The 13,012-nt window shown below is 66.9% G+C and carries 8 protein-coding genes; 2 read left to right on the top strand and 6 right to left on the bottom strand.

Annotation, left to right across the window (positions count from 1 at the left end):
- Positions 1-12: 12 nt before the first annotated feature.
- Positions 13-852 (top strand): glycerophosphodiester phosphodiesterase family protein, encoded by an 840-nt coding sequence (locus tag OIU93_RS15755; protein WP_264271015.1) that lies wholly within the window; start codon positions 13-15, stop codon positions 850-852.
- 26 nt (positions 853-878) lie between these two features.
- Here OIU93_RS15755 and OIU93_RS15750 read toward each other — a convergent pair whose 3' ends face one another.
- The 4 genes from OIU93_RS15750 to OIU93_RS15735 form a co-directional block, all read right to left on the bottom strand.
- Positions 879-1,871, bottom strand: a complete 993-nt coding sequence (locus OIU93_RS15750; RefSeq protein ID WP_264271014.1) for a hypothetical protein — start codon at positions 1,869-1,871, stop codon at positions 879-881.
- Positions 1,872-1,954: 83 nt separating this feature from the next.
- The gene (locus OIU93_RS15745; RefSeq protein ID WP_264271013.1) at positions 1,955-2,908 is read right to left on the bottom strand and encodes a carbohydrate ABC transporter permease; all 954 of its coding nucleotides are present in this window, start codon (positions 2,906-2,908) and stop codon (positions 1,955-1,957) included.
- On the bottom strand, positions 2,908-4,041 hold the full coding sequence (locus OIU93_RS15740) for a carbohydrate ABC transporter permease (RefSeq protein ID WP_264271012.1): 1,134 nt from the start codon (positions 4,039-4,041) through the stop codon (positions 2,908-2,910). The genes OIU93_RS15745 and OIU93_RS15740 overlap by 1 nt, the downstream gene beginning before the upstream one ends.
- A 149-nt stretch (positions 4,042-4,190) precedes the next feature.
- Complete coding sequence (locus OIU93_RS15735; RefSeq protein ID WP_264271011.1) at positions 4,191-5,528, bottom strand: ABC transporter substrate-binding protein; 1,338 nt, start codon at positions 5,526-5,528, stop codon at positions 4,191-4,193.
- Between the two features lie 603 nt (positions 5,529-6,131).
- Here OIU93_RS15735 and OIU93_RS15730 point away from each other — a divergent pair.
- Positions 6,132-9,386 carry an HAD-IA family hydrolase gene (locus OIU93_RS15730; protein ID WP_264271010.1) on the top strand — a complete coding sequence of 1,085 codons (3,255 nt, stop codon included), beginning with the start codon at positions 6,132-6,134 and terminating at the stop codon, positions 9,384-9,386.
- Between the two features lie 186 nt (positions 9,387-9,572).
- Here the strand turns inward: OIU93_RS15730 and OIU93_RS15725 are convergent, their stop codons facing one another.
- Complete coding sequence (locus OIU93_RS15725; protein ID WP_264271009.1) at positions 9,573-11,261, bottom strand: alkaline phosphatase; 1,689 nt, start codon at positions 11,259-11,261, stop codon at positions 9,573-9,575.
- Between the two features lie 418 nt (positions 11,262-11,679).
- Positions 11,680-12,999, bottom strand: a complete 1,320-nt coding sequence (locus OIU93_RS15720; RefSeq protein ID WP_264271008.1) for a uracil-xanthine permease family protein — start codon at positions 12,997-12,999, stop codon at positions 11,680-11,682.
- Between the last annotated feature and the right edge of the window lie 13 nt (positions 13,000-13,012).

The following is a 13,012-nucleotide window of genomic DNA, read 5'->3' as shown; positions in this document are numbered from 1 at the left end:
GAAGGGAACGCGATGGACACCGCACGGGTCGGCACCGCACCCTTCCTGCTGAACACCGTCGGTTCCGCGCTGGCCGGCTCCCCGCTGGCCTTCTCCCACCGCGGCTTCGCGCCCGACGGGGCGGAAAACACGCTGAAGGCCTTCGCCGCGGCACACGACCTGGGGTTCGGCTACCTGGAAACCGACGTCCGTTCCACCAGGGACGGGGTGCTGGTGGTGTTCCACGACGAGGATCTGGCCCGGCTTGCCGGGGAGAAGCGCAAGCTGGCCGACTGCACCATGGCCGAACTTTCCGGACTGCGGATTGCCGGCGAACCCATTCCCACCTTCGACGAGCTGCTCCGGGCGTTCCCGCAGGCGCACTTCAACGTCGATGTGAAAGATGCCGCCTCCGCCGCGCTACTGGCCGATGCCATTGCCGGCCATGACGCGCACTCGAGGGTGCTCGTCGCCTCCTTCGGCGGTCGGCGCCGGCGCAAAGTCCAGCATTTGCTCGCCCGCGAGGGGCTCCCCGGGCCGGCTGTCGCCGCCAGCCCGGGCGTGATGGGGACCGCGGCGGCCGTGCTGTTGGCCAAGCTTGGCCCGCCGCGGCTGCCGCGTGCGGCATTCCGGGAGCTGGCGGCCCTGCAGGTCCCCGAAAGTCGCGGACCCGTCCGCGTGGTGACGCCGAGGTTCATCTCCAAGGCCCACGCCGCCGGGCTGCAGGTCCATGTGTGGGTCGTCAACGAGGAATCGGACATGCACCGGCTGCTGGAAATGGGTGTCGACGGGCTCATGAGCGATCGCGCCGACACCCTGGCCCGGGTCATGGCCGAACGCGGCTGCTGGCCGCAAAACGGGCACGCCGGCTGAACGTGCACTGCGTGCCGGCGGGGGACTCAGGTGGTGGCTGTCGCCAGGGACGCCAGTGGCTCCAGCACCTTTGGCGCCCAGCGGCGCAGCTGCGGCTCGTCGGCGTCGGCCAGCAGTTGCAGCCAGGTCTCGTGGGTGTGCAACGGGGAAATCCGCAGGGCGGGGGCCACCAGATCGTAGAGCTCGTCGGGGGATCCGTAGTCGTCCCACGCGGAAAGGTACGCGCCGATGGCCGCAAGGATCCTCGGGTCGTCGGCCGTGGCACGGAAATCGATGCGCATCCGCTCAAGGGGCCGGGCCAGCGAGGCAAAGGGGTGCGCCCAGTGTGCGTCGCCCAGGTTCAGGATCCGCGGTGCGCTCTTGTCGTCGGTGGGCGCAAAGACCCGGCGGCGGTCGAAGGAACCGTGCTCCAGGCTCAAGGGGATCGGCCCTGCGATGAGCTCCGCGCAGGCCAGTTCGATGTCCTTGAGTGCGCCGAAGGCGTGGTCGGCGTCGCGGGCGGGAATGCCCAGCGGGTGATCGGCGGGAAGTGAAGCATGCAGGGTGAGCGCGTTGTTGAACTCCTCGGGAAGCCACGCCGGATCCTGGATCTGCAGGCCCGCGTCGAAGAGTGCCTCCTCGGAATCGACAACCTCGCGCTGCAGCGCGCCCAGGGCACCGAGCGCACGTACCCACAGCTCGGGGGTGGTGGCCAGCCCGTCCAGCGTTGCACCGTAGTCGGGGGAGAGCATCCAGCCGCGTTCCGGGTCGATCGCCAGGGGCATGACCAGCCGGTCCGGGACCAGGTTGGCTGCAGCGGCGGTGACCGGCGGCTCAAAAAGCTGCCCGGGGGCCACCGCCTTGAAGAAAAGTATTCCGGAGTCGGTGGGAACGCGCAGGTGCTTGGCGCGGAACGACGAAGTTGCGTCCTGAAGTGCTCCTATGCGCTTGAGGGAATATGCCTCACAGGCCATGTCCACCCAGGCGAGCACCTCGGTGCGCCATTCGCCATCCATCCAATTCTTAATCCACTGAGCCACGCCCACTATCCTAGCCAGTGAATCGTCGGCTTTCCTGTGAGGCCGAGGCAGCTGGCCAATGCTGGCCCGTCGAACCAGCCCCCCTAGCCCTTGGCGGATCCCGCCATGAGACCGCGGACGAAGTAGCGCTGCAGGGCGAAGAAGACCGTCAGCGGCACGATGATTGCCAGGAACGCCCCGGCTGTGAGAAGGTGCCAATCCTGCCCGCGGGTCCCGGTGATTTCCGCCAGCAACTTGGTGATCGGTGCGACGGGTCCGTCCGCGAAGATCAACGCGACCAGCAGGTCGTTCCAGACCCAGAGGAACTGGAAGATCGAGTACGCGGCGATGGCCGGGGCACAAAGCGGCAGCACGATCCGGAAGAAGATCTGCCCGTGGCTGGCCCCGTCCACCCGGGCCGCCTCGATGATCTCGTTGGGGATCTCGGCAATGAAGTTGTGCAGCAGGAAGATCGCCAGCGGAAGCCCGAAGATCGTGTGCGCGATCCACACCTGCGCGTAGCCGGCCTGGCCGAACGCCCCGATGACCGGGTAACCGAAGAGCTCCCCGGCCGCGAACAGCCGCAGCAGCGGCACCAACGCCATCTGGATCGGCACGATCTGCAGCGCGAAAACCAGGATGAAGAGCAGGTCCCTGCCGGGGAAGCGCATCCAGGCAAACGCATAGGCGGCCATGGTGGCCAGCAGCAGCGGGATCACCGTGGCCGGCAGGGTGATCGCGATGGAGTTGATGAACGACCCGGCCATGGTCAGCTGCGAGTTGCCGGCCTGCAGGACGTCGGTGTAGTTCTGGGTGGTGAAACCCGGGTTTTCAAAGATCGTCCACCAACCGGTGGTGCGCACCAGCTGTGCCGGCCGGAAGGAGGAGACCAGCAGGCCGATGGTAGGGATGGTCCACAGCGCGGCAATCACCAGCGCCGCGAGCGTGGCCCATTTATTCGTCAGCCGGGACTTGGCCAGCGAGGCGGTTCGGAGGCGCCGGGAAGTCCCGTTGGCCGGTTCGGGGGTCAATGGCGTGGCCTTGGCAAGCGTGGACATCAGCGCAGCTCCCTTTGCATCTTGATCTGCCGGGCGTTGTAGATGACGATGGGCAACACCATCACGAAGAGGATGACGGCGAACGCCGCGGAGCGACCGGCCTCGAAATTGCGGAACTGGGTGTACATTTCGTTCGCGATCACCGAGGTGTCGTTTGCGCCGGCAGTCATGGTCCGCACGATGTCAAAGACCTTCAGCGAGGCGATCGAGATCGTGGTCAGCACGACCACGAGCGTGGAACGGATGCCTGGCAGCGTGACGTTGGCGAAGCGCTGCCACGCACTGGCCCCGTCGATCTCGGCAGCCTCCAGTTGCTCGACGGGCACCCCCTTGATCGCCGCGGAGAGCAGCACCATTGCGAAGCCGGTTTGTACCCAGATCAGCACGACGATCAGTGCCACGGTGTTGAATGGCTCGTTTTGCAGGAACCGGACCGGTTCCCCGCCCGCCCAGACGATCAGCTGGTTCAGCAGCCCGATCTGTTCGGCGTCGGCAGGTCGATCGGTGTAAACAAAGCGCCAGATGATCGAGGCACCGACGAACGAGATGGCCATCGGCATGAACACCAGGACCTTAAAGAACTTCTCGCCGCGGGACTTGTCGATGAACACCGCGTAGGCCAGTCCGGCGATGGTGGAGACCACCGGGGCGATCAACACCCACAGCACGGTGTTCAGCACCGTGCGGACGCCCGACGGCTGGGTAAAGATCCAGGCGAAGTTCTCCAGCCCCACAAATTCGGTGCCACGGGAATTCATGAACGAGGCGATGGTGGTCTGGATGGTCGGAATGACCAACCCGGCAGCCAGCAGGATCAGTGCTGGGGCGAGGAACCCCACGAGTGCGAAGACGTACCCGGCCCCGTGCCGCGATCGAAGGTCAAGCCAGAACAACAGCAGGCCCAGGAAGCCGGCGGCGATGATGGCCCAGGTGTAGGAATCCAGGATCGCGACCATCGCCAGCGGGAACACGACGCAGGCAACTGCGCGGATGATGGTGTATTTGCGCCCGCGTCGCGGCGCCAGCTCGATGAGGAAGAGCAGTAGCACCACCACGGCCAGGAACACCCCGATGACGATGGGGATCTGCGCCAGTGTGGGCAGGGTGCTGAGCCATAACAGGAACATTGTCATGATCCGGTTGCGCCTTTCGGAAAAGTTCCGGTGCCGGGTCCGCCGCACCGGGCGGCTGACCCGGCCAGGGAAGCGGGACGGAAACGCTTGTGGCGGTGGCGCCGGTCAGGGTCGGGTCGGACCCGTCCCTGACCGGGCGCTCGTGCCAGCTAGCTCGAGGGCCAGCCGTTCTCGATTTGATTGAGCACCGTCTCGGAATCCGAGCCGTTGATCCAGTCGACCATGCCCCTGAAGAACGTGCCGACACCCACGGAGCCGGGCATGAGGTCCGAGGCGTCAAAGCGGAACGTCGTTGCCGGATCCTGCAGGATCTTCACCGCTTCCTCAAGCAGCGGATCCGAGGCATTGGCCGGATCCAGGCCCTTGTTGGCACTGAGCACACCGCCGAGTTTCACCCGGGAGTTGGCCCATTCGGGGCTGGAGAGGTACTCCTGCACCTTCACGACCGAGGGATCGTCGTTGAACGCGCCGACGATCTCGCCACCGCCGGTGACCGAGTTGCCGGCCCCGTCCATGGACGGGGTGACGAAGCCCCACACATCTGCATCCGGTCCGACTTTTCCGCCCGCATCGGTGATGAAGCCACTGAAGAACGACGCCTGGTGGGTCAGCGAGCAATCGCCGTTGACCATCACGTCGGCCACGTCGCCGAAGGCGGTCGAATTGATGGAGGTGATATCGCCGTAGCCGGCGTTGACGTACTTCGGGTCCTTAAGGATCTTGCCGACCTCGTCCAGTGCCGACTTGATCTGCGGATCGGTGAACTTGACCTCGTTGGCGACCCATTGGTCGTAGACGTCCTTGCCGGACTGGCGCAGCACCAGGTCTTCTACCCAGTCGGTGCCCGGCCAGCCGGAGGCATCGCCTGAACCGAAGCCGGCGCACCAGGGAGCCTCCCCCTTGTCCTGCTCGATCTGCGCGGTCAAGTCCAGCAAACCCTGCCAGGTGGTGGGGACTTCCCAGCCGTTTTCCTTGAACTCGGCCGGCGAATACCAGACCCAGCCCTTGACGCTTGCCATGAGCGGCGCCCCATACAAGGTCCCGTCGACGGTGCCGTACTTGGCCCAGTCCTCGGACCAACCGGATGCGACATTCGCCTTGACCCCCTCGGAAGCGGGCTTGAGGAATCCGCGGGTGGCCAGGTCGCCCAGCAGCCCCGGCTGGGGGAAGATGGCCAGGTCCGGGGCGTTGCCGCCCTGGGCGCGGACGGCGATCTGCGTTTCGAACTCCTTGGAGGATTCATACCTGATCGTGATGTTGTTCTCCTTCGACCAATCGGCCCAGGATTCCTCGAGCAGCTTGGCCTCCGCATCGGCGATGGTGCCGTAGAGGGTGACCTCCGACTTGCCGGTGGCAGTGGCACCGCTGGTGCTCGCCGGACTGGTTTCCGGGGCTCCCGGTCCGCCACCGCAACTGGTGAGAACCAATGCGGCTACGCCGAGAGCCGCCACGGAGGCGTACGCCTTTCCCCGTCGTAATGTTTTCATCATTCCTCCTGCTCGGTCGGGTGGCAGTTGCCGCCCGGTACATTTGGGACGGGGGAAGAGTACGATCCGCCGGCCCCTGCCTCCGCGGCAGCACCGGCAGGCGGGGACGGACGTCCCCCCGGCAGGATCACCGTGAAGTCCCCCATGAAGGTGAAGCGCCCCTGGATGGTGAAGTTCTCGAGGCTCTTCTACTGCTCATCTTGTAGAGCCGGTAGATGGTTTTCAAGGGTTGGGACCATAAAAGCTGGGTAACAATTGCGAATTGACTTGAAGTTTTGGGCACGAATACCGAACCATCAGGTTTGTTTCCTCCTTGTCCCGCCCGACGACGGCCGAGGCGGGCGCCCCCGCCGCGGGGGTGATCCTTGCCCGGCGTCGCGCAGGCACGTGCGAAACCGTCTTATTGTCCCGCGCGCTTCACGCGCGAGTTGATCGGTGACTAGGCTGGAGCGTGTAAGGCCCGCCGGCGCGAACCGGGGGGAGCACATACGCCCCCCTATCCGCGGCCGCGGGAATAGCCGTTGTGGCGGCGCCGCAACCGATCGCCCCAGCACGCGCCGGGGTCCGGAAGCCGCCACGAGACAGAGAAGGGAATTCAACACCATGCGTGAAGCCCTCGCCACCGGCGCCGCCTATCGGCGCCGGGATTTCAAGGCCGTGCTCTTTGACCTGGACGGTGTGCTGACCCCCACCGCCGAGGTCCACCGCGAGGCTTGGCAACAACTCTTCGACGGCTTCTTCGCCGAGGCCGGGGTTCAGGGACCCTACACCGAGGCGGACTACTTCGCCCTGGTCGACGGGCGGCCCCGGTACGAGGGCGTCGCGGCGGTGCTGGCCGACCGCGGCATCGAACTGCCGTGGGGCCAGGACACCGATGCCGCCGGGACCAACAGCGTGTGCGCCCTGGGCAACCGAAAAAATGTGGTCTTCCGCGCGATCCTGCACGAAGCGGGGATCGAGCCCTACCCGGGGTCCCTGGCCTACCTGCGGCAAATCCAGCAGGCAGGGCTCGAGGTGGCCGTCGTCTCCTCCTCCCGCAATGCAGAGGAAGTCCTGGAGGCCGCCGGGCTGCGCGGTGAATTCAGCGTGGTGATCGGTGGCCACCAGGCGGCCGCGCGCAACCTGCCGGGCAAACCCGCCCCCGACACCTTCCTGGCCGCGGCCAGCGACCTCGGCTGGTCGGTCAACGAATGCATCGTCATCGAGGACGCGATCTCCGGGGTCCAGGCGGCGGCTTCGGGCGGCTTCGGGCTGGTGGTGGGAGTGGCCCGGGACCAGCCGGAAGCGGCACTGCGGGCGGCCGGGGCAGACATCGTGGTGACCGACCTTGACGACCTGGTCAACCAGCAGGCACGCGACGACTGGGAACTGGACACCTGGTCCTACACCCGGGTGCACCCGCGCCCCATCGACCCCTCGGTGGAACAGACGATTTTCTCCCTGGGCAACGGTTTCCTGGGAATGCGCGGCGATTCGCTGGGCATCGGCGAATGCACCGACGGGATGTTCATCAACGGGCTGCACGAGACCTGGAAGATCCGCCACGCCGAATCGGCCTTCGGGCTCGCGGAGGCCGGACAGACCATGGTCCCGGCACCCGATGCCCGGACCGTGCGCGTCTACATCAACGACGAGGCACTGGAGATCGGGCGCACCGAGATCCTCAAGGACGAGCTGCGGCTGGACTTCAAGGACGGGACGCTGATTTCCGACACCCTCTGGCGGACCGCCGAGGGCCACCGCGTGATGGTGCGCACCCGGTCCATGGTCTCCTTCTCCGAACGGCACCTGGCCCTGTTCCGGGTCACCGTGAGGTTGCTTGACGCCCCTGCGCACGTCTTCGTGCAGTCGGCGCTGATTGGCCAGCCGCGCGCCAGGCCCGTGCCCACCGCCGCCGAGTCGGACGCCGGCGAGGTGCCCTTCGACCCGCGCAAGTCGGCCGGCAGCGGCGAGGAATCGATGCTGCCGGGCGGCACCTACGAACAGGACGGAATCTGCGCGCTGAGCTACTACGTGCGCGGTTCGCACATGTCGGTGGCCGCCGCGATCTCGCATGTCACCCGTATCGCCGGGGACACCCGCGACTTCGACGAGCGCTCCTCCGTCCTGCCCGATCGCGTCGAGCACACCGTCTCCGCCTACCTGGAGAAGGACGAGGCCCTGCACATCGACAAGTTCGCCTCCTTCCACTCCTCGCGGCGGCACGACACGCAGGAGATGGTCAACCGTTGCGTGCGCGCGCTGAACCACCTGGTCCCGCGCGGAGCCGATGCGCTGTTCTGGGCACAGCGCGAATTCCTCACCGATTTCTGGAAGCACGCCGACGTGCGGGTGCGCTCCCACCCGCTGCTGCAACGCTCGATCCGCTGGAACCTCTACGCCCTGGCGCAGGCCTCCGCCCGCGCCGACGGGCTGGGGATCTCCGCGAAGGGGGTCTCGGGCAACGGCTATTCCGGCCACTACTTCTGGGACACCGAGATCTATGTGCTGCCGTTCCTGACCTATACCAACCCGCAGTGGGCGCGCAATGCGCTGCGCGCGCGGGTGTCGATGATCCCCGCGGCCAGGCGCCGCGCGGCGACGCTGAACGAACACGGCATCCTCTTCCCATGGCGCACCATCAACGGCGAGGAGGCCAGCGCCTACTACCCGGCAGGCACCGCGCAGTACCACATCAACGCGGACGTGGTGTATTCCCTGGCCCGCTATGTGGGCGCCAGCGGGGACACCGGGCTGCTGTTGGGCGGCGGGGCGGAAATCGTGGTGGAGACCGCCAGGCTGTGGAATTCGCTGGGGTTCTGGCGCGAGACCAAGACCGGGCGCAGCTTCCACATCCACGGGGTGACCGGTCCGGACGAGTACACAGCGGTGGTCAACGACAACACCTTCACCAACGTGATGGCGCGCTTCAACCTGAACTACGCGGTGAACCTCATGGGCTACCTGAAGGAGGAATTCCCCGAAGAGCATGCGCGCATCGTCGAGGAGCTGGACATCGGTCGGCGGGAAGTCCGTGACTGGTCCGACGCCGCGCTGGCCATGCACATCCCGTTCTCCGAGAAGGTGGGGATCCACCCGCAGGACGCAGGGTTCCTGAACCGGGAGGTCTGGGACGTGCCGGGCACCGGCCCGGAGCACCGCCCGCTGCTGCTGCACTTCCATCCGCTGGTGATCTACCGCTTCCAGGTGCTCAAGCAAGCGGACACGGTGCTGGCCCTGTGGCTGCGTTCCTCGGACTTCACGCCGGAGCAGAAACGTGCCGACTTCGACTACTACGACCCGCTGACCACAGGGGACTCGACGCTCTCGGCCACGGTGCAGGCGATCCTCGCCGCGGAGGTCGGCTACCAGGACCTGGCCTACGACTACTTCGAGCACGCGCTGAACGTGGATCTGCTGAACCTGCACGGCAATGCGGCCGACGGGGTGCACGTGGCCTCCACCGGCGGGGTGTGGGCGGCACTGGTCTACGGTTTTGCCGGGTTGCGCGACGACACCGGGGAGTGGCTCTTCGACCCGCGGCTGCCCGCGGAGTGGGACGAGCTGGAGTTCTCATTGCGCCGCAACGACTCCTCCGTGCACTTCCGGCTCGAGGCGCGGTCCCTGACCGCGTCGTTGCGCGAAGGCGCTGACGAGGCCTCGTTCAGGGTGCGCGGGGTGCAATACACGGTGTCCCCGGGCAATCCGGAGGTGTCTGTCGCCCTGGACGGCCAGGGGCCGGTGCTGGAGGGCGAGCCGTCCATCGACGCGGTCTTTGCGCTGCAGCGCGAGGACGGCTCCCCGCTGACCTCCAACATGAAGAAGCTCACGCGCGAGGAGGAGCTGGAGAACGAACCGCCGATCAGCATCATCGGATAACGGCCCCGCGATCCGGCCGCGACCCAATGGCGGCATGAAAGAACGGGCGGGGAACCCCCATGAAAGGGTGCCCCGCCCGGTCTTTTTTTGGTGCGGATTGGGGGGCTTGCGCGCACTAGCCGGGCGTTGGGCGCGGAATTCCCGGGCCCTTGCCTTTCCGCTGCTGCCGCGAGGGCCGCGCCGGGCTCATCCAAGGATTCCTTCCCCTGTGCGGCGGACTTTCTGTGTACCGGCAGCCACTGTCCAGGACGCCGTCCGCTGCGCCGGCGACGCGGCGTCCGTACGGTCTGCCAACCGATACCAGTCCATCCGAACTTCGGCCGGCGTCACCTCGAGTACCGAGAATCCGTGCGAATCAAAATCCAGGTACTTGATGTGCGGGTTCAGCGCCCTGATGGCGGATTCGACGGACAGGGAGGCGGTGCGCTCCGGAACCCGAAGGATGTCGTCCATGTTGTCGCTGGTGACGGACGTGCACACCAGTTCCGTGCCGAGGGAACGGCCGGTGAGCGGGTAGGTCAGCGGGTCGGCCGGAAGATCGCAGGCCCAGCCCGAGTGGATGTCACCGGTCAGGAAGACGGTGTCTGTCACGGCGTTGTCCCGCAGATGCCCCAGGACCCGGTTCCGGTCGGCGACATAGCCGTCCCATTGGTCCACGTTGTAGGGAACGCCGTCGATATTGCCGTCCCCCATCAGTTCGCCCAAGGCATGCAGCTCCTGCGCGTTCAGCGTGGAAGGGATCCGGACCGGGGTCATCATGACCGGGTTGCCCACCAGCTTCCACTGCTGCGTGTCATTGCCGAGCCCGGCCAGCAGCCAGTGAATCTGCTCCGTGCCCGTCATGGTCCGGTCGGGATCGTCGATGGCGGGCTCTGCCTGGCTGTCGACCTGCCTGCTCCGGTAAGAGCGCAGGTCCAGCATCGATAGGCTCGCCAACGACCCGAACTCCAGCCTGCGGTATAGCTGCCCGTCGGTTTCGTAGCGAACCGGCATCCACTCCGCGTAAGCCTGCCTGGCGTGCCCCGAACGCGTTGCCCAGCTTCCTTCGGCACCCTCGGTGTGGTTCGCGGCGCCGCAGGAGAACGCATCGTCGGCGAATTCATGGTCGTCCCAGGTCACCACGAACGGCGCGGCGGCATGCAGTGCCTGCAATTCAGGGTCCGTCTTGTACTGGGCGTGGCGCCGACGGTAATGCTCCAACGTGGTCATCTCCACGGCCGGATCGTGGGGACGAACAACGATGTCACGCGCCTGGTACTCGCCGGGTGCGTACTCGTAGACGTAATCGCCCAGATGGAGCACCAGGTCCAGGTCGCCGCGGTCGGCCAGGTGCCGGTAGGCGGCGAAGTGGCCGGCCTGGTAATTGGCGCATGAGACCACGCCCATCCGCAACCGGTCCACGGCCGCACCGGCCGCCGGAGCAGTGCGTGTCCGGCCCACCGGGGAGTACTCCTGGCCGAACTTGAACCGATACCAATAGGTCGTACCCGGCGACAGCCCGGCGGCCACCACCTTGAGGGTGTGGTCCCGCCAGGCACCCGTCTGCGCCCATCCGCCTGCCACCACCCGTCGGAAATCGGAATCGGCGGCTACGTCCCAGCGGATCCGGGCATCGCCGCCGAGTCCCGAGCCGGGCGTCGCGACTGCCTCCGGAGTCAGCCGCGTCCACAGCAGCACCGACTCCGGATAGGGATCGCCCGAGGCAATCCCGTGCTGGAAGTGGCCAGTGGCGCCATGCGCCGGCAGAGCGGTGGAAAAAATACCTGTGAGGGTGGCGCCAGCGGCAATAATGCCGGCTGACCGAAGCACTTGACGGCGCGGAAGCGCCGTAGCTGTCGACTGGGATGGCACGAAGGATCCGGTGGATGAAGTCACCTTGTCCATTCAACCCCATCGTCGCGCCCATGGGTACGGATCGCGGCCGGTCGCGGGCTCGGGGTGCCATGCGCCCAGGAGCCAGGGTTCGGGGATGGCGCCGTGCCGCCACTTGGTCCACGCCCGGGCAGCCGGCCACCGGACGCATCGACCTACGGCGCCCGGCTTCAGCCCCGAGGATGGAGGCAGCCTTCCGCCGCACTGGTCCTTGGGATTCGGCGACGGGACCGGGCAACGGGATTCGGCGACGGGACCGGGCAACGGGATTCGGCGACGGGACCGGGCAACGGGACCGGGCGACGCCAAGGGCTGCCTCCGTGAAGTCCTCCAGCTCGGCCCGGACGCCCCCGGCGGTGATGCGCACAGGCATGAATCAACAGGATTGGGCGCCGGTTGAAGGAGTCCAACCGAAAACGTCCTAGCCGAGCTTGGAGTGCGTGGCTCCGCCGACGGCCTCGACGTCCGTCGGCTCGGTGCCCCGGGCCCGGGCAATGGTGCGCATCAGGTGGAAGATCACCAGCGTGGCGATGGTGCCCAGGGCGATGCCGCCGAGCTTGACCTCGCCGAAGGCCAGTTCGCTGGTGACGGCGATGGCGATGATCAGCCCCGTGCCTGCGGTCATCAGGTTGATCGGGTTGGAGAAGTCGACCTTGTTCTGCACCCACAGGCGCGCCCCGATGATGCCGATCATGCCGTAGAGCACGATGCCCGCGCCGCCGGAGACCCCGGCCGGGATGGTGTTGATGACGGCGCCGAACTTCGGGAAGAACGCCACCAGGATCGCCACGATGCCCGCGATCCAGTAGGCGGCGGTGGAGTAGACCCGCGAGGAGGCCATCACCCCGATGTTCTCTGCGTAGGTGGTGGTGCCCGAGCCGCCGCCGAAGCCGGCCAGCAGCGTCGCGGCGCCGTCGGCCATCAGCGCCCGGCCGTTGACCGCGTCCAGGTCGCGCCCGGTCATCAGCCCCACGGTCTTCACGTGGCCGATGTTCTCGGCGATCAGCACGAACACCACCGGCAGGAACACCAGCAGCGTGTCCAGGTGGAAGGTGGGGGCGGTGAACACCGGCAACCCGATGACCGGGGCGTCGGCGATGGGCTGGAAGTCGACCTGGCCCTGTGCCAGTGCCACCAGGTAGCCGATGACCAGGCCCAGCAGGATGGACAGCCGGCCCAGCAGGCCGCGGAAGAGCACCGCGGAGACCACGATGGCCAGCACCGTCGCGAAGGTGGTCAGCGGGAATTCCTGCATCGGCTTGAGCGTGGCCGAGGCCAGGTTCAAGCCGATCAGCGCGACGATGGTGCCCATGACCACCGGCGGCATCAGCGCGTGGATCCACCCGGTGCCCGATTTCTGCACGATCAGCCCGACGACGAACAGCGCCGCACCGGAGACCACGATGCCGCCCAGCGCGCCTGCCATCCCGTGCCCGGCCATGGCCGCGGAGACCGGGGCGATGAACGCGAAGGAGGAACCCAGGTAGCTGGGCACCCGGCCCGCGGTGATGAGCAGGAACAGCAGGGTCCCCACGCCGGAGAAGAACAGCGTAGTGGTGGCCGGGAACCCGGTGATCGCCGGAACCAGCACCGTGGACCCGAACATCGCCATGACGTGCTGCACGCCAATGGAGATGGTCTGCGGCCAGTGCAGCCGCTCGTTCGGGGCCACCACCGTTCCGGGGGAGATGGACTTGCCGTCGCCGTGCAGGTTCCAGCCAATGCCGAATCGGTTGCTCATGGGTGCCTTCCGG

Source organism: Paeniglutamicibacter sp. ZC-3 (assembly GCF_025847175.2).
Classification (GTDB): domain Bacteria; phylum Actinomycetota; class Actinomycetes; order Actinomycetales; family Micrococcaceae; genus Paeniglutamicibacter; species Paeniglutamicibacter sulfureus.
This window is presented reverse-complemented; position numbering and strand designations above follow the sequence as displayed.